A 17,601-nucleotide genomic window follows, 5' to 3' on the forward strand; every position below is an offset into this window, starting at 1 on the left:
TCGTAAAGCGGAGGGAAGGCGGAGAGAACGCGAAGGAAAGGGTTAGGGAAAACCCTCGATTTGCCGGGGACGGCCGTCCGGAGCGCCCCGTTCGCACTACCCTGCTGCGGAAGTGCCGCGCCCTGCCCACGCACGGGCCCGTACAACGGCCGTGCGGCGGAGGCTTCTTGAGCGGGTGACAGCCATCGGTGGCACCTTGCACGGCAGTCACGGTAGCCGCAAGCCGTTTATCTCACTCCGGTGTCCGGAATGCGGACACTCACCACCGATAGATGTGTAACAAGTCCGTTTCGCAGGGATCTTTCACCAAACCCTTTGTCCGGATTTTGGAAGATGTAGGCCTGAGCTGTGATCGAACCGAGACCTCGAGAGTGTGGTTCGCTCCTGGCGCATGGCAGATAGTTAGGCGCGTAGAGCTCGGATGAACGGGTCACTCGCTGGAGGCGGCGCCGACTCACGAGCGCGGGGGCACCTGACGATTTCCGGCACCGGCGACGGGCGGTGGCGGTGGTCTGTCTGTGCTCCCTTTGCGGTGAACCAATGACTTCATAGGAGGAACCCATGCGCGGTGCCAAGAGCGCCAAGTGGGTCGCGGGGGCGATAGTCGTCGCCCTGGCCGCCACCGCCTGCGGCGGCGGCGACGACAGTGCCGGCGACGACATGAACAAGGGGAAGGCCGACCCGAACGGCATCGTCACTGCGCAGCTGAGCGAACCTCAGAACCCGCTGCAGCCGGCCAACGCCAAGGAGAGCCAGGGCAGCCGTGTCCTGCGCACGATCTTCGCCGGCCTGGTCGACTACGAGCCCGGCACCGGCAAGCTCGAGTACGTCAACGCCGAGTCGGTCACGCCGAACGACGACTCGTCCGAGTGGACCGTCAAGCTCAAGCCGGGCTGGAAGTTCCACGACGGCACGCCGGTCACCGCGAAGTCCTACGTGGACTCCTGGAACTGGTCGGCCAACATCAAGAACAACCAGACCAACTCCAGCTGGTTCTCCGACATCGTGGGCTTCGAGGACGTGCACCCGGAGAAGGGTGACCCGAAGTCCGACAAGATGTCGGGTCTGAAGGTCGTCGACGACAACACCTTCACGATCAAGCTGACGCAGCCGGTCTCGTACTTCGCGTACAAGCTGGGCTACGACGTGTGGGCGCCGCTGCCCGAGGCCTTCTTCAAGGACCCGAAGGCGTTCGGCGAGAAGCCGGTCGGCAACGGCCCGTACAAGTTCGTCTCCTGGGAGCACAACAAGCTCATCAAGGTCCGCAAGTTCGCGGACTACAAGGGCCCGAACACCGCCAAGAACGGCGGTATCGACTTCAAGAACTACACGACCGCCGACGCCGCGTACTCGGACCTGCGCTCCGACAACGTGGACTGGATCGAGCAGGTCCCGACCACCGCGCTGACCAGCTACAAGACGGACCTCGGCGACCGCGCCATCGATGAGCCGTACTCGGCCGTCCAGTCGATCATCCCGGCGTTCTACACCAAGCAGTTCAAGGACATCGACCCCAAGGTCGTCCAGGGTCTGTCCATGGCGATCGACCGCCAGACGATCACCAAGACCGTCCTCCAGGGCACGCGTACCCCGGCCGACTCCTACGTCGCCCCGGGCGTCCTCGGCTACAAGAAGGGCGCGCTCGGCGACATCGTCAAGTTCGACCCGGCCCAGGCCAAGAAGCTCATCCAGGAGGGTGGCGGCGTCCCGGGTAACAAGCTCTCGATCCAGTACAACGCCGACCAGGACCACAAGCCCTGGGTCGACGCGGTCTGCAACTCGATCCGCAAGTCCACCGGCGTGGAGTGCACCGGCGACCCGAAGCCGACCTTCCAGGCCGACCTCGACGCCCGTGACAACGAGCAGGTCAAGTCCATGTACCGCGGTGGCTGGGTGCTCGACTACCCGGTCAACTCGAACTTCATGCGCGACCTGTACGGCAGCGCAGCGGCCGGTAACACCAGCGGCTACTCGAACAAGGAGTTCGACAAGCTGAGCTCCGAGGCGGACAAGGCCAGCTCGATCGACGAGACCGTGAAGCTGTACCAGCAGGCGGAGCAGCTCCTCGCCAAGGACATGCCGGCCATCCCGCTCTGGTTCTACAAGGTCAACAGCGGTCAGTCCAAGAACATCCTGGGCAAGATCGAGTACGGCCAGGACGGTGACCCGATCTTCGAGAGCATCCAGGTCAAGCAGAAGTAAGAAACACGACCGCAGACCGGTGCCGCCCCTCCCGACAGGGGAGCGGCGGCGCCGGTCCGTAGGCACAGGCCTCCACCTCACGCCCCACCCTGCGGTATGAGTGCGCAGGCCTCGCCGACCCCTCACGGCATGGAGGCGCAAGATGGGGCGCTACGCCGCCAGGCGACTGCTCCAGATGATCCCGATCTTCATCGGGACAACTCTGTTGATCTTCTTGATGGTCCACATCCTGCCGGGCGACCCGGTCCGGGCCATCTACGGGGACAAGGCTCCCGATCCCGCACAGATCGCGCAGATCAAGCGCGAGTACGGCTTCGACAAGCCCGTCCTCGAACAGTACGTCCACTACATGTGGAATCTCCTCCAGGGAGACTTCGGCAAGAACCTCGCCGGCCGTCCGGTCACCGAGCTCATGTCCGAGGCCTTCCCGGTGACGCTGCGGCTGACGCTGCTGGCCATCACCATCGAGATCATCATCGGTGTGGGCCTCGGCGCCTGGGCCGGTCTGCGGGCCGGCAAGGCCGCCGACACCGGCGTGCTGGTCTTCACGCTGACGGTGATCTCCATCCCGGTGTTCGTCCTCGGCTTCATCGCCCGGTTCATCTTCGCGGACGAACTCGGCTGGCTGCCGCCCAACGTCCAGGACTCCACGGACTTCTCACAGTTGTTCCTGCCGGCCTTCGTCCTCGCCATGTTGTCCATGGCGTACGTGGCCCGGCTCACCCGGACGACCTTCGCCGAGAACCTGCGGGCCGACTACATGCGCACCGCGCTCGCCAAGGGCCTGCCCCGGCGCCGGATCATCGGTGTCCACCTGCTGCGCAACTCGCTGATCCCTGTGGTCACCTTCGTCGGCACCGACGTCGGCGGCTTCATCGGCGGCGCGGTCATCACCGAGGGCATCTTCAACATCCAGGGTGTCGGCAACCTCCTCTACAGGGCGATCCAGACGAGCGAGGGCTCGACGGTCACGGGTGTGGTGACGGTGCTCGTCCTCGTCATCCTCCTGATCAACCTGCTCATCGACCTGCTGTACGCGGTCCTGGACCCGAGGATCCGGTATGCCTGACGTGACCAAGGCCCAGACCACCGACGCCGCGGCCGTGGACGCCGTGGCCCCGCCGGCCGTCGGCGTACCCGCCAAGGAGGGCGCCAAGAAGAGGGACAAGCCGCGCTCCCTGTGGGGCGACGCCTGGTACGACCTGCGGCACCGGCCCATGTTCTGGATCTCCTCGGTGCTGCTGCTCCTGCTGCTGGTGATCGCCGCGTTCCCCGGCTGGTTCACCAGCGTCGACCCGCGCGACGGCGACCTCGTCCACCACTACCTGGGCAAGCCGCAGCTGGGGCACTTCTTCCAGCCCGACTGGTTCGGCTACGACCAGCAGGGCCGCTCCATCTACTCGCGGGTCATCCACGGCACCCGTGCCTCCATCCTCGTCGGCGTCGGTGTGACCGCCCTGGTCACCCTGCTCGGCGGGCTGCTCGGCATGCTCGCGGGCTACTTCGGCGGCTGGATCGACTCGATGATCTCCCGGGTCGTCGACATCTTCTTCGGCCTGCCGTTCCTGCTCGGCACGATGGTCGTCCTGAACGCCTTCACCGAGCGCAAGGTGTACGTGGTGATCCTGGCCCTGGCCTGCCTGGGCTGGACCTCGATCGCGCGCGTCACCCGCAGCTCCGTGATCACGGCCAAGCAGGCGGACTACGTGACGGCGGCCCGGGCGCTCGGCGCCGGCACCACGCGGATCCTGTTCCGCCACGTGATGCCGAACGCCATCGCGCCGACCATCGTCGTGGCCACGATCGCCCTCGGCGGTTACATCTCCGCGGAGGCGACGCTGTCGTTCCTCGGCCTCGGCCTCAGCGACCCGACGATCTCGTGGGGCATCGACATCTCCGAGGGCAGCAAGGTGATCCGGGACAACCCGCACACCCTGCTGTTCCCGGCGGGCATGCTCAGCCTCACGGTCTTCGCGTTCATCATGCTCGGCGACGCGGTGCGCGACGCCCTTGACCCGAAGCTGCGCTGAGGAGGGCGTACGTGACCACCATCGAAGAGACCCGTGACGTGCCCGAGCCGCGAGGCGCGGCCGACGGCGACATCCCCCTGCTCGAAGTGCGCGACCTGCACGTCGAGTTCCACACGCGTGACGGCGTGGCCAAGGCCGTCAACGGCGTCAACTACACCGTGAGCTCCGGCGAGACCCTCGCCGTGCTCGGCGAGTCCGGCTCCGGCAAGTCCGTGACCGCCCAGGCGATCATGGGCATTCTGGACATGCCGCCCGGGCGGATCCCCCAGGGCCAGATCCTGTACCGGGGCGAGGACATGCTCACCATGTCCGGCGACGCCCGGCGCAAGATCCGGGGCAGGAAGATCGCCATGATCTTCCAGGACGCGCTCTCCGCGCTGAACCCGGTGCTGTCCGTCGGCTACCAGCTCGGCGAGATGTTCCGCGTCCACCAGGGCCTGAGCAAGAAGGACGCCAAGGCCAAGGCGATCGAGCTGATGGACCGCGTGAAGATCCCGGCCGCCAAGGAGCGCGTCGGCGACTACCCGCACCAGTTCTCCGGCGGTATGCGCCAGCGCATCATGATCGCGATGGCGCTCGCCCTGGAGCCGGACCTGATCATCGCCGACGAGCCGACCACGGCCCTCGACGTGACGGTCCAGGCCCAGGTCATGGACCTGCTCGCGGACCTCCAGCGCGAGTACAACATGGGCCTGATCCTGATCACCCACGACCTCGGTGTCGTCGCCGACGTCGCGGACAAGATCGCGGTGATGTACGCGGGCCGGATCGTGGAGACGGCCCCGGTGCACGAGCTGTACAAGCGGCCCGCGCACCCGTACACCAAGGGCCTGCTCGAGTCGATCCCGCGCCTGGACCAGAAGGGCCAGGACCTGTACGCGATCAAGGGCCTGCCGCCCAACCTGACGCGCATCCCGTCCGGTTGTGCCTTCAACCCGCGCTGCCCGCAGGCGCAGGACATCTGCCGTACGGACGTCCCGCCCCTGCACCCGGTCACCGAGCGGGACGGCGGCGAGCTCGTCGGCCGCGGCAGCGCGTGCCACTTCTGGAAGGAGACGATCCATGGCTGACCTGGAGAAGACGGACGAGGCCGTGGACGCGACTCCCAACGTCACCGAGGTCGAGACGGTCGAGGTCGCCACCGAAGAGGAGGCCGTGGCCGTCATCGAGGCACCGGTCGAGCGCGGCGAGCCGATCCTCCAGGTGCGCAACCTGGTGAAGCACTTCCCGCTGACCCAGGGCATCCTGCTCAAGCGTCAGATCGGTGCCGTCAAGGCCGTGGACGGGGTCTCCTTCGACCTCTACCAGGGCGAGACGCTCGGCATCGTGGGCGAGTCCGGCTGCGGCAAGTCCACGGTCGCCAAGCTGCTGATGATGCTGGAGACGGCGACCGCGGGCGAGATCTTCTACAAGGGCCAGGACATCACCAAGCTGTCCGGCCGCGCCCTGAAGGCCGTACGCCGCAACATCCAGATGGTGTTCCAGGACCCGTACACCTCGCTCAACCCCCGCATGACGGTGGGCGACATCATCGGGGAGACCTTCGAGATCCACCCCGAGGTGGCCCCGAAGGGCGACCGCCGCCGCAAGGTCCAGGACCTGCTGGACGTGGTCGGTCTCAACCCGGAGTACATCCACCGCTATCCGCACCAGTTCTCGGGCGGTCAGCGCCAGCGCATCGGCATCGCCCGCGGCCTGGCGCTCAACCCCGAGATCATCATCTGCGACGAGCCGGTCTCCGCGCTGGACGTGTCCGTCCAGGCGCAGGTCATCAACCTGATGGAGAAGCTCCAGGACGAGTTCAACCTGTCCTACCTCTTCATCGCGCACGACCTGTCGATCGTCCGGCACATCTCGGACCGGGTGGGTGTGATGTACCTGGGCAAGATGGCCGAGATCGGTACGGACACGGAGATCTACGACCACCCGACCCACCCCTACACGCAGGCCCTGCTCTCCGCGGTGCCGGTCCCCGACCCGGAGTCCCGCGAGGGCCGCGAACGCATCATCCTCACGGGCGACGTCCCGTCCCCGGCCAACCCGCCCTCGGGCTGCCGCTTCCGCACCCGCTGCTGGAAGGCCCAGGACAAGTGCGCCCAGGAGGTCCCGCTCCTCGCGGTCCCCGAGCGCTTCAAGGGCCAGGACACCCCGGCGGCCCACGAGTCGGCCTGCCACTTCGCCGAGGAGAAGGACGTGATCCACGCGGCCTGACGGCCCTGTGCGACGTCCCTTCCGGTTCCCGGCCCTTCTTGCCGAAGGTGCCGGGAACCGGTGTTCGCGGGAGCCGGGCAGGCACCGGCGATGAGTCCTGCCGAGCCCGGCCGCATGAGGCCGTGCTCGGCCACCTGGCGTCCCATGCCGGGACACCGGCCGACGTCGAGGCGCCGGCTCACCCAGCCGCGGCACACGGCGCCGGTGGCTGCCGAAGTGCCCACAAACCCCCGCGAACTGCGTTAACACGCAGGCAACTTCGCCGACCCGGTCCCGATATACGGACGCGTCAGGCTGAACGGCGTACGGCCGTGCGGGTGCCGTAAACGGGCCGGGGCGCGTTATGTCGCCCCGGCCCGTTGCATGCTCAGGCGCCGGTGATCCCCAGGGACCGCTTCAGGAAGTCGACCTGGAGCAGCAGCAGGTTCTCCGCGACCTGTTCCTGCGGGGTCATGTGGGTGACCCCGGACAGCGGCAGCACCTCGTGCGGGCGGCCGGCGGCCAGGAGAGCCGAGGAGAGGCGCAGGGCGTGGGCGACGACCACGTTGTCGTCGGCGAGGCCGTGCACGATCATCAGCGGGCGGTGCGGCTCGGCGGGGGAGGACAGGCCGTCCGTCGTGACGAGGGAGCTCCTCGCGTACGCGTCCGGGTGCTGGGCCGGGTCCCCCAGGTAGCGCTCCGTGTAGTGCGTGTCGTACAGGTGCCAGTCCGTCACGGGCGCGCCCGCGATCCCCGCGTGGAAGACGTCCGGCCGGCGCAGCACCGCGAGGCCGGCCAGCCAGCCGCCGAAGGACCAGCCGCGGATCGCCACCCGGGTCAGGTCCAGCGGAAACCTCTTCGCGAGGTCCTCCAGAGCCTCCACCTGGTCGTCCAGTGACAGCGTGAAGTCGTGGTGGATTCCCTTCTCCCAGGCGGGGGAGCGGCCCGGGGTGCCGCGGCCGTCCGCGACGACCACCGCGAATCCCTGGTCCGCGAACCACTGCGACGTGAGATGCGGGTTGTGGGCCGCGAACACCCGCTGCCCGTGCGGCCCGCCGTACGGGTCCATGAGCACCGGCAGGGGGGTGTCACCGGCGTAGTCCCGAGGCATAAGCACGGCGCACGGGATGTGGCGTGCGCCCCCCTCGGTGAGTGTCACGCGGGGGGACAGACCGGGATCTTCGGCGTAGGAAGGGACATGAACCGCCGCTTTCCCGTCACGCAGTACCTGCACCCGCGCACCTGGCCGGTCCAGCGTCGCCGAGACCAGAACCGTCACGTCCCCGGCCCGCGCAGCCGAGTGCACGCCCGGCTCCTGCGACACCCGCTCCACGCCCAGCTCGTTCACCCGGTACACATGCACCTGGCCCGTCTCCGGCTCGGCGGCCTCCTCGCCGGCCGACGCCGAGACCAGCACGTCGTCCTCGGAGACGTCCAGCACGGCACGCACGTGCAGCTGCGCTCCCGTGAGCGGCCGGTCCCCGACCGCCAGCACCCGCGCACCGCCCTCGTCCGCGATCCGCACCAGCTGCCCGGCCGGACTCCAGCACGGCACCCCGGGGAAAAGATCAAGCCATGTTCGATCTTCGTCGGCGTGTACCATCCGGGTCGCGCCCGACTCCGCGTCCACCGCGAGAATCAGTTGGCTGCGCTGGTCTCGCGCCTGTACGAGCAGCAGCGGCGCACCCGCCGCTGACCAGTGCACACGCGCCAGATACGGGTACCGCGCCCGGTCCCAGGCGACCTCCGTGCGCGCGCCGGCCAGATCGATCACGAACAGCCGTACGTCCGCGTTGCCGGTGCCCGCCGCCGGATACGCCACCCGCTGCGGCTCGCGCTGCGGATGCGCCGGGTCGGAGATCCACCACCGCTGCACCGGCGTGTCGTCCGCACGCGCCACGAGCAGCCGGTCCGACTCCGGGGCCCACCAGAAGCCGCGCGACCGCCCCATCTCCTCGGCCGCGATGAACTCGGCCAGTCCATATGAGACATTCTCCGACTCCGGCCCGGCGAGCGCCCGGTCGCCCTCCCCCTCGGCGCCCACGACGCGCAGCGCACCCTGCGCGACGTAGGCGACGTGCCGCCCGTCGGGCGAGGGACGCGGGTCGATCACCGGCCCGGGCACGGGCAGTTCACGCGCCGTCCCGGCCCGCAGCTCAGACGCGAAAAGCCGCCCTGACAAGGCGAAAGAGGCCAATTCGACGGCCGCGTCGGTGGCGTACCCGACGATGCCCGCGCCGCCCTCCCGGCTGCGTTCACGCCGGGCGCGTTCCTCGGGCGAGAGGTCCTCCGAGGCGCCCCCCAGCAGGGCGCGCGGGTCGGCGGCCACGCGCTCCCCGCCGTCCTCCGTGTCGAGGACCCACAGAGAGTTCGCCCGGTCCGTACCGGAACCGGAGCGCAGGAACACCACACGCGAACCGTCGGGCGCCACGGTGAACGAACGCGGCGCGCCGAGCGTGAAGCGCTGGGTACGGGCGTGCCGTCGGGGGAAGGAGTCAGGCTCGGTCGTCATGCCCTGACCATATTGGCCATGCGCCCCCTTGTGCGGCCGTGCGCCGATCGATGCGCACGGACGGATAGTTATGATCAATGTCGCATAGTGGGTATGAACCTGCTGGCTGCTGTACGGATTTGATGCCCCCCCATAGTCCGACCCCCCGCGCCCTCGTGGATCTTTGGAGGTGAGCCGCCGTGGCACTCTCGATTTCGGCGGTGGTGCTGCTGGCGATCATCGTCTTCCTGCTGATCAAGAAGTCAGGGCTGAAGGCCGGGCATGCGATCGTCTGCATGCTGCTGGGCTTCTACCTCGCCTCCTCGACCGTGGCTCCCACGATCAACGAGCTGACGACCAACATCGCGGGCATGATCGGCAGCATCAAGTTCTGACCGCCGGACCTCGTAGTCTGGGTCCATGACGGAACTGCCCGACCGGCGTCTGCTGCTGGTGCACGCGCACCCGGACGACGAGTCGATCAACAACGGCGCGACCATGGCCAGGTACGCGGCCGAGGGTGCCCACGTCACCCTGGTCACCTGCACCCTCGGCGAACGCGGCGAGGTCATCCCGCCCGAGCTCGCCCACCTGACCGGTCCCGCCCTGGGCCAGCACCGCCGCCAGGAGCTCGACGCCGCCATGGCCGCGCTCGGCGTCCAGGACTTCCGCCTGCTCGGCGGTGCCGGACGCTACAGCGACTCCGGGATGATGGGCCTGCCCGACAACGAGGCCCCCGGCTGCTTCTGGCAGGCCGACGTGGACGAGGCCGCCGCACACCTCGTCGAGGTGATCCGCGAGGTGCGCCCCCAGGTTCTCGTGACCTACGACGACAACGGCGGCTACGGCCACCCCGACCACATCCAGGCCCACCGCGTCGCCATGCGGGCCGTCGAGCTGTCCGCCGAGTCCGGCCGGCCGATCCCGAAGGTCTACTGGAACCGGGCCCCCCGGTCGGTTGTGGAGCAGTCCTTCGCCCGTCTCCGCGAGGACCTGCCCGGCCTCCCCTTCGCCAAGACGGCCGACGTCGACGACGTACCGGGCGTCGTGGCCGACGAGCGGATCACCACCGCCGTCGACGGCGCCGCGCACGCCGCCGCCAAGGCCGCCGCGATGCGCGCCCACGCCACCCAGATCACCGTGTCCGGGCCGTACTTCGCGCTGTCCAACGAACTCGCCCAGCCGATCCTCACCACCGAGTACTACGAGCTGGTGCGCGGCGAGCGGGGCTCCGGCGAGCGGGAGACGGACCTGTTCGCCGGGATCGAGGAGGCCTCATGAGCGACCGCAGTCCGATACTCGCCCAGCCGATGCGGCCGCCCTCCGCCGGACGCGTCGCCGCCTTGGTGGGGTTCTTCCTGCTCGGGGCCGTGGTCGGCGCGGCCGGGGCGCTGGTGCAGCCCGGGTGGTTCCCGGGCGGGCTGCTGCTCGCCCTCGCCGGTGAGGCCGGGCTCGTCCTCGGTGCCGCGCGCGTCACCCGCGGGCGGGCCGGGGGCGTCGCGGCCGCCGCCGGCTGGATGCTCGCCGTCGTCCTGCTCACCGCCAGCCGCCCGGAGGGCGACTTCCTCTTCGCGGCGGGCGCCGGCTCCTATCTCTTCCTGCTCGGGGGCATCGGCGTGGCTGTGATCTGCGCCACCCTCGCCCCGGGGCGGCAACCGGACGGCGGTCCCGTCCGACTTGCCAAGTGACGTACCACTTCGCCGGGACGTGCCCGTGGGAGTCCGGTGTGGGTTTCCATAGCGGTCATGGGATACGGGTGACAAGTGGCCAGTATGGTGGTGCGCGCCGCCGAGCTGCCCGCGTGAGGTTGTGTCGGGCGGCGGAGCCAACCGGGAGAACCTGCCTTGAGTCGTGAAACTGACACTCCGTCCTCCGGGCCCAACGGGCGCGGCGGAGCCGCCTACCCGTCGGGTACGCCGCCGTACGGGACCCCGACGGTCTCCGACGGCGGTACGGAAGCGGGCCGTTCGGCCACGCGGCCGGAGGAACGCAAGACCGAGACCACGCTGACGACCCGGATCCGGATCAACATCCCCGGGTCACGGCCCATTCCGCCGGTGGTGATGCGCAAGCCCGTCGCGGACGCGGAGGGCTCCGGCGACACCGGTACCGGTTCCGGCGCCGGTGCCGGTGCCGGCGCGGGCAACGAAGCGACGGCTCCGGGCGCCGCCACGCCCAGGGGCACCGGCACGGTGGAGTCCCCCGCCGAACCCGCCCGGTCCGCCGAGGACAAGCCGACCAGCGACTGGTTCGCGCCCCGCAAGTCCGGCTCGGGCAAGGCCGGTCAGGGGAGCGGCTCCACCAACGGGGCCGGTCTGCCGGGCGGTTCCGGTCCGGCGGCGGGTGGCTCCGGTGCGGGTGGCCCGGGTGCCAGTGGTACCGGCTCGGGCGGCCCCGCTGCGGGCGGTTCCGGTGCCGGGCGGCCCGGAGGCGTGGTCGGTTCCATGAGCAGGCCGGGCGGCTCCCGGTCCGGCGGCACGAACGGCGCGGGACTCCCCGGCGGCGCGACCGGCGGCCCCGTCGCGCCCGGGCACGGCGGCGGCACGGGCTCCTTCGACGTCACCGAGGCACTGGCGGCGGGCCCGCTCGGCAACGGTTCGCGTCCCGCCCCGGGCGGTGACGGTGGTGAAACGCGCCGCGACGACCTGCCGTACTTCTCGGAGAACGACCGCCTCGGCCGGAACGGCCAGGACGGCCACGGCGGCCAGGGCGCTCCCGACGGTTTCGGCGACGCGGGCGGCCCCGGCACACAGGGCCCGGCCGGCCCGACCGCCGGTCCGGTCACCGGAGACGGCCCGATGATCCCGCCGGCGGGCGGACCCGGTGGCGCGGGCGGCTTCGATGAGCTGAGTGGTCCCGGCGGGCCGGGCGGCTTCAGCGGGCCGGGCGGTCCCGGCGGGCCTGGCACCTTCAATGAGCTGGGTGGTCCTGGTGGCCCGGGCGCTTTCAACGAGCCTGGTGGCTCCGGCGGCTTCGGCGAGCCCGGTGGCCCAGGCGCCTTCGACGAGCCCGGCCGCCCCGGTGCCCCCGGCCCGTTCAACGCCCCCGGCCGACCGGGCCGCCCCGGCGCACCTGCCGGTCCCGGAGCCATAGGCGGTCCCGCCGGCAGGGGCGGACCCGGCGGACCTGCCGGTACGGCAAACCCCGGGGGTCCTGGCCGACCTGCCGGTGTGGGCAACCCCGGAGGCCCTGGTGGCCCCGGCGCCCCTGCGGGTCCCGGTGGCCCGGGCCCCCTCGGCGGCGCCCCCGGTGCTGCCGCTCCCACCGGCCACGGCGCCGCGGGCCATGGCCCCGGCGGCGGGATGAGCGACGACACCGCCATCCTCACCCCGCAGAAGCCGGCCCCCGAGCCCCCGGACGGCCAGGGCTACGGGCCTCGCCACGACAACGTCTCCGGGCACACCGTCACCAGCGGCATCCCCGTCGTACCGCCCGGCGCGGCCTCGTCGTTCAACCCGGGTGCGCCCGGCGACGGCCCGGTGCCCCACACGGCCCCGAAGCTGCCCGAGCCGGTCTCCCCGCCCCCGGCGAGCTCCTCCAAGGCGCCGAAGAAGAAGGGGCGCAACAAGCTCGTGCTGCTCGCCGTCGGCGTGGTGGTCATCGCCGGTGGCGTCTACGGCGCCGGACTGCTGATGAACCGCACCGACGTGCCCAAGGGCACCACCGTGCTCGGCGTCGACATCGGCGGCACGACCCGTGACGGCGCGGTCAGGAAGCTCGACGACGCCTTCGACGACCGCGTGGGCAAGCCGCTGAAGCTGTCGGTGGACGGCAAGACCGTCTCCCTCGACCCGGACAACGCGGGCCTGCAGTTCGACATGGACGCCACGGCCGACGCGGCGGCGAAGAGCGACTACAACCCGGTCTCCGTGATCGGCTCGCTCTTCGGCAACCACCGGGTCGTCACCCCGGACATGCCCATCGACGAGGAGAAGCTGCACGTCGCCCTGGAGAGCGCGGCCGGCGGCGCCGGCTCGGTCACCGAGGGCACGATCAAGTTCAAGCCGGGCAAGGCCGTCCCCGTGTACGGCAAGGCGGGCAAGGGCATCGACCTCGCCAAGTCGACGGCGGCGGTGGAGGAGGCGTACCGCGCCCAGGTGGAGACCGGCTCGGCCACGCCGGTATCCGTCCCGACGACCACCCAGCAGCCGAAGATCTCCAACGCCGAGGTCGACCGGATGATGAACACGTTCGCCAAGCCGGCGATGTCGGGCATCGTCACGGTCGAGGCGGGCGGCGTGGAGGTCAAGTTCAGCCCCCAGAACTCGCTGTGGAGGTTCCTCGCGGTCAAGCCGGTCGGCAACAAGCTGGTCGAGTACTACGACAGGGCCGCGCTGAAGGAGCTGTACGGCGGCGCCTGGGACAGCGTGCTGGTCACCCGGGGCAACGGCAAGAAGACCCCCGTGACGCCCGACGACGTCATCGGCGCCATGCGCAAGGCCCTGCTCGGCAAGACGGCGGCGGACCGCGTCGGTGTGATCGACACCAACCCCAGTTAGCCGCAGGCGGGTTGAGGGGCGCCCCGGTCCACGGACCGGGGCGCCCCGCGCGTTCGGCGGGTGTCCCCACGCCGCCCCCGGCGACCTGGGCGGCCGGCCTGTCGCCCCCGTGGGCCGCCATGACATCTGTCATACGGGAGTCAGGACCGCCGACACTGCCCGGCGCACCCCGCCCCCGGCCACCCTGGCCGGTAGGACGACGACAACGCCCGTGGTCGGATTCGACCAGGTGAGCAAGAGCTACGGGACCGGACGGGCCGTGGACGGGCTGACGCTCGGCCTCAAGAAGCCGGACACCGGCACGGTCCGTCTCTTCGGCACCAGCCCCGAAACGCCATCGTCGCAGTGCGCGTGGGCGCCATGCGGCAGATGGACGAGGTCACAGTGGTCAAGGACGCCCCCGCCCCAGCTGGCCGAGGCGATCCGCAAGGTCGCCTGCATCTCTCCCAGGGCACGGTCCGCAACTACCTCAGCACAGCCATCCAGAAGCTGGCAGTGAGAAACCGCGCGGAGGCGGTCCGAACCGCGCGGGAAAAGGGCTGGTTGTGAACAAGGCCTCCGCGGCGAGCGGGCGTCAGTTGAGCATCGCCCGGGCCGCCGCCGCCTCCCCCCGCACCCGCTCGGCAGCCCTCTCGTCCACCGCCCTCACCACTTCCGCGTAGGCCTCCAGCTCCACTGCCCCACCCAGGAAATCCCCCCGCCCCACCAGCAACTGCGCCCGCTCGTACCGCAACCGAGCCGGATGCGAGGGCAGCAACAACGACAGCTCGACCGCCCACAACGCCACATCCGACCGCTCCGGCCGGGCCGCCGCCCACGCCCGCACGTTGTTCAGAATCCGCAGCACCACATCCAGCGGATCGGCCGGCCGCAACATCGACGGATCAAGGTGCGCCCCCGTCGCCCCGGCAACCAGCAACTCGGCGTCCGCCCCCGTCAGCACCCGCCCCCCGTCGAACGGATCGGCCAGCACCTGCCCCTCGTCAAGCCCGAAGCCGACGACGAAATGCCCGGGCAGAGCCACCCCGTACACCGGCGCCCCGGCCCGCCGGGCCACCTCCATCCACACCACGGACAGCAGGATCGGCAGCCCACGGCGCCGCGCCAGCACCTCGTGCAGCAGGGAGGACTCCAGGCGCTGGTAGTCGGCCGGGGCGCCGTGAAACCCCAGCCGGTCACCGAGCAGCTCCCGCAAGGCGACCGCCCACGCCCGCGGCCCCCCGGGCCGGTACGGCAGCAGCCCGGCCAGCCGGTCCAGCTCGACCTGTGCGGCATCCATGCCCGCCTCGTCCAGCGCTCCGTCCGCCTCCGCGCCCACCAGCAGGCACAACGTCGACAGATCGGGCCGCTCGGACCGGGCCTCTTCGGCGAATCGCCGCCGCAGCTCGGCGGAACGCTCGGAGGACGGGGGATACGGGGGACTCATAGCTGGCTCGTGCCCTCTCACGACGATCGGCTACCGGCCAAAGGCGCGGTCATCCGGCTCCCGGTAGTGGTGGTAGGCGTGGTGCGCGGCGAAACCCATCCCGGCGTACAACGCCCGCGCTCCCTCGTTCTCGGCCTCGACCTGGAGCCACGAGGCCGACGCGCCCTCGTCGAGGGCCCGCCGGGCCAGCGCCGCCATCACGGCCGTGGCCAGCCCCTGCCGCCGCAGCTCCGGATCGACCTCGACGGCGGCGAACCCGGCCCATCGCCCGTCGACGACACACCGCCCGATGGCGGCCGGAGCGGCGCCCGCCGAACCGGGCACGGTCGCGAACCACACCGAAGGGCCTCCCCCCAGCACCCGCAGCGCGACGTCGCTCACCCCCTTGCGCTGGTACCGGGCCAGCCACGCCTCGTCGGCCTCCCGGGACAGCACGACCCCCGACGGCTCGGCGAGGTCGGCGACCGGCGCCAGCGGCCCGACCCACAGCTCGGCGGTCACCTCCCGCGCCCAGCCCCGCGCCTCCAGCTCCGCGCACAGCAGCTCCTGGGTGCCCTCGGCACCGGTCGCGGTCTGGACGTAGGCGGGCAGGCCACGCTCGCCGTACCACCGCCGGACGGTGTCGAGGGCCTCGTCCAGGGACACGCCCGGGTCACCGAGCGGCAGCACCGAATTGGCCCGCCGCGTGAACCCGGACGCGGCCCGCAGCTCCCAGTCCCCGAGCCGCTCGCTCTCCACCGGCTGCCAGGCCCGCGCGGCCACCCGGGCCAGCTCCTCGTAGGAGGCGGCCGGACCGCGGCGACGCGCCGGTGCGGAGGGTACGACCTTGCCCGCGACCAGTGCGGATTCCGCGATGCGGACGCTCTCGCCGCCCTTCCGTGTGATCAGCAACACACCCTTGTCCCATGATGTGAGAACTCCGACCGTGTCGGTGAACTTCTCACCCGTCGGAGCATGTTCGATCAAGCTCCGTACGGAGACCCGTTTGCCCACGTCAGCAGCGGTGATACGGACCTCAAGTCGCCCGGCGGCAGAGATTTCCACAGGTCAGTTCACCCCTCCTGTTCGGATCATGCCCAAGAACGGAGATACTAGGGGCGGGCATCGACGACGCCGCGCTCCCGCGCGCCAGGCGGCGGAGCCTGAGGAGGCCCGCCAGCGCCCTATCGAGGAGGAACGACAGCGTGACCTACGTCATCGCGCAGCCTTGTGTCGACGTCAAGGACAAGGCGTGCATCGAGGAGTGCCCGGTCGACTGCATCTACGAGGGCTCCCGGTCCTTGTACATCCACCCGGACGAATGCGTCGACTGTGGTGCCTGTGAGCCGGTCTGCCCGGTCGAGGCGATCTTCTACGAGGACGACACTCCGGAGGAGTGGAAGGACTACTACAAGGCGAACGTCGAGTTCTTCGACGAGCTCGGCTCGCCCGGCGGCGCCAGCAAGCTGGGGCTGATCGAGCGCGACCACCCCTTCATCGCCGCGCTGCCGCCGCAGGCCTAGTCACCGCAAGCGGCCCGCACATCCGTGCCGCCTCGGTCCCGTACGGCCCGACCACGCCCTGGTCGCCGTACGGGGCCGAGGCGTTGCCGCGCGACGGCTCGTACGTACCAGAAAGTGAGCCAGAAACCGTGTCCGCAGTCTCCGACCGTCTCCCCACTTTCCCCTGGGACAAGCTGACGCCGTACAAGGCCACGGCGGCCGCGCATCCGGACGGCATCGTGGACCTGTCGGTCGGCACCCCGGTCGACCCGGTCCCCGAGCTGATCCAGAAGGCTCTGGTCGCCGCGGCGGACTCCCCGGGCTACCCGACCGTCTGGGGCACGCCCGAGCTGCGCGACGCGATCACCGGCTGGGTCGAGCGCCGCCTCGGCGCCCGGGACGTCACCCACCGCCACGTCCTGCCGATCGTCGGCTCCAAGGAGCTCGTCGCCTGGCTCCCGACCCAGCTGGGCCTCGGCCCCGGCGACCGGGTGGCCTACCCGCGCCTGGCCTACCCGACGTACGAGGTGGGCGCGCGCCTGGCCCGCGCCGCGTACGAGGTCTACGACGACCCGACGGAACTGGACCCCGAGGGACTGAGGCTCCTCTGGCTGAACTCGCCGTCCAACCCGACGGGCAGGGTCCTGCCGAAGGCGGAGCTCACCCGGATCGTCGCCTGGGCCCGCGAGCACGGCGTCCTGCTCTTCTCCGACGAGTGCTACCTGGAGCTGGGCTGGGAGGCCGACCCGGTCTCGGTGCTCCATCCGGACGTCAACGGCGGCTCGTGCGAGGGCGTCGTCGCCGTCCACAGCCTCTCCAAGCGCTCGAACCTGGCCGGCTACCGGGCGGCGTTCCTGGCCGGCGATCCCGCGGTCCTGGCTCCCCTCCTGGAGATCCGTAAGCACGGCGGCATGATGACGTCGGCACCGACCCAGGCAGCGGTGATCGCGGCCCTCGGCGACGACGACCACGTCCGCGTCCAGCGCGAGCGCTACGCCGCCCGCCGCACCCTCCTGCGCGAGGCCCTCCTCGCCCACGGCTTCCGTATCGAGCACAGCGAGGCCAGCCTCTACCTGTGGGCCACGAGAGGCGAATCCTGCTGGGACACGGTCTCCCACCTGGCCGAACGAGGCATCCTGGTCGCCCCCGGCGACTTCTACGGCCCGGCAGGCGCCGAGTTCGTCCGAGTAGCCCTGACGGCAACGGACGAGCGGGTAGCGGCTGCGGTGCAGCGTCTGTAACCCAACGCCGAGCACCGGCCAAGACGCCTCAGCCGCACCGA

14 protein-coding genes and 2 pseudogenes are annotated in these 17,601 nt (G+C 70.6%); 13 read left to right on the plus strand and 3 right to left on the minus strand.

Annotated features, from left to right (window positions below):
• The first annotated feature begins 561 nt into the window (after positions 1 to 561).
• The 5 genes from HDA41_RS26175 to HDA41_RS26195 all read left to right on the plus strand — a co-directional run bounded on the left by HDA41_RS26175 (position 562) and on the right by HDA41_RS26195 (position 6,443).
• Positions 562 to 2,202 (plus strand): peptide ABC transporter substrate-binding protein, encoded by a 1,641-nt coding sequence (locus HDA41_RS26175; protein WP_184987742.1) that lies wholly within the window; start codon positions 562 to 564, stop codon positions 2,200 to 2,202.
• Positions 2,203 to 2,344: 142 nt separating this feature from the next.
• The gene (locus tag HDA41_RS26180) at positions 2,345 to 3,271 is read left to right on the plus strand and encodes an ABC transporter permease (RefSeq protein ID WP_184987744.1); all 927 of its coding nucleotides are present in this window, start codon (positions 2,345 to 2,347) and stop codon (positions 3,269 to 3,271) included.
• Positions 3,264 to 4,232, plus strand: coding sequence for an ABC transporter permease (locus tag HDA41_RS26185; RefSeq protein WP_184987746.1), 969 nt, complete (start codon positions 3,264 to 3,266; stop codon positions 4,230 to 4,232). Before HDA41_RS26180 ends, HDA41_RS26185 begins: the two co-directional genes overlap by 8 nt.
• A gap of 11 nt (positions 4,233 to 4,243) precedes the next feature.
• Complete coding sequence (locus HDA41_RS26190) at positions 4,244 to 5,302, plus strand: ABC transporter ATP-binding protein (protein WP_184987748.1); 1,059 nt, start codon at positions 4,244 to 4,246, stop codon at positions 5,300 to 5,302.
• A complete protein-coding gene (locus HDA41_RS26195) occupies positions 5,295 to 6,443 on the plus strand; it encodes an ABC transporter ATP-binding protein (protein ID WP_184987750.1) in 1,149 nt (382 codons plus the stop codon). The genes HDA41_RS26190 and HDA41_RS26195 overlap by 8 nt, the downstream gene beginning before the upstream one ends.
• Before the next feature lie 367 nt (positions 6,444 to 6,810).
• Here the strand turns inward: HDA41_RS26195 and HDA41_RS26200 are convergent, their stop codons facing one another.
• Positions 6,811 to 8,934: a prolyl oligopeptidase family serine peptidase gene (locus HDA41_RS26200; RefSeq protein ID WP_184987752.1), complete on the minus strand. Its 2,124-nt coding sequence runs from the start codon at positions 8,932 to 8,934 to the stop codon at positions 6,811 to 6,813.
• A gap of 179 nt (positions 8,935 to 9,113) precedes the next feature.
• On the opposite strand from HDA41_RS26200, the gene HDA41_RS26205 reads away from it, so the two are divergent.
• The 6 genes and pseudogenes from HDA41_RS26205 to HDA41_RS26225 form a co-directional block, all read left to right on the plus strand.
• Positions 9,114 to 9,308 carry a hypothetical protein gene (locus HDA41_RS26205; RefSeq protein WP_030842840.1) on the plus strand — a complete coding sequence of 65 codons (195 nt, stop codon included), beginning with the start codon at positions 9,114 to 9,116 and terminating at the stop codon, positions 9,306 to 9,308.
• Positions 9,309 to 9,333: 25 nt separating this feature from the next.
• On the plus strand, positions 9,334 to 10,194 hold the full coding sequence (gene mshB / locus HDA41_RS26210; RefSeq protein WP_184987754.1) for an N-acetyl-1-D-myo-inositol-2-amino-2-deoxy-alpha-D-glucopyranoside deacetylase: 861 nt from the start codon (positions 9,334 to 9,336) through the stop codon (positions 10,192 to 10,194).
• Positions 10,191 to 10,601 (plus strand): DUF6113 family protein, encoded by a 411-nt coding sequence (locus tag HDA41_RS26215; RefSeq protein ID WP_184987756.1) that lies wholly within the window; start codon positions 10,191 to 10,193, stop codon positions 10,599 to 10,601. The genes mshB and HDA41_RS26215 overlap by 4 nt, the downstream gene beginning before the upstream one ends.
• Positions 10,602 to 10,757: 156 nt before the next feature.
• Complete coding sequence (locus tag HDA41_RS26220; protein ID WP_184987758.1) at positions 10,758 to 13,412, plus strand: hypothetical protein; 2,655 nt, start codon at positions 10,758 to 10,760, stop codon at positions 13,410 to 13,412.
• Between the two features lie 211 nt (positions 13,413 to 13,623).
• Positions 13,624 to 13,805: pseudogene (locus tag HDA41_RS41570) on the plus strand (ABC transporter ATP-binding protein); the annotation flags it as partial.
• Positions 13,806 to 13,844: 39 nt separating this feature from the next.
• A pseudogene (locus tag HDA41_RS26225) lies at positions 13,845 to 13,961 on the plus strand (LuxR C-terminal-related transcriptional regulator); the annotation flags it as partial.
• Positions 13,962 to 13,986: 25 nt separating this feature from the next.
• Here HDA41_RS26225 and HDA41_RS26230 read toward each other — a convergent pair.
• Entirely contained in the window at positions 13,987 to 14,838 is an 852-nt protein-coding gene (locus HDA41_RS26230; RefSeq protein WP_184987760.1) for a transglutaminase family protein, read from the minus strand.
• Between the two features lie 30 nt (positions 14,839 to 14,868).
• On the minus strand, positions 14,869 to 15,882 hold the full coding sequence (locus HDA41_RS26235) for a GNAT family N-acetyltransferase (RefSeq protein ID WP_184987762.1): 1,014 nt from the start codon (positions 15,880 to 15,882) through the stop codon (positions 14,869 to 14,871).
• A gap of 140 nt (positions 15,883 to 16,022) precedes the next feature.
• On the opposite strand from HDA41_RS26235, the gene fdxA reads away from it, so the two are divergent.
• Both fdxA and HDA41_RS26245 read left to right on the plus strand, forming a co-directional pair.
• Positions 16,023 to 16,340, plus strand: a complete 318-nt coding sequence (gene fdxA / locus HDA41_RS26240; protein WP_010047804.1) for a ferredoxin — start codon at positions 16,023 to 16,025, stop codon at positions 16,338 to 16,340.
• A gap of 128 nt (positions 16,341 to 16,468) precedes the next feature.
• Complete coding sequence (locus HDA41_RS26245; RefSeq protein WP_184987764.1) at positions 16,469 to 17,560, plus strand: bifunctional succinyldiaminopimelate transaminase/glutamate-prephenate aminotransferase; 1,092 nt, start codon at positions 16,469 to 16,471, stop codon at positions 17,558 to 17,560.
• The last annotated feature ends 41 nt before the right edge of the window (positions 17,561 to 17,601 follow it).

The sequence above is a fragment of the Streptomyces caelestis genome, assembly GCF_014205255.1.
Lineage (GTDB): Bacteria > Actinomycetota > Actinomycetes > Streptomycetales > Streptomycetaceae > Streptomyces > Streptomyces caelestis.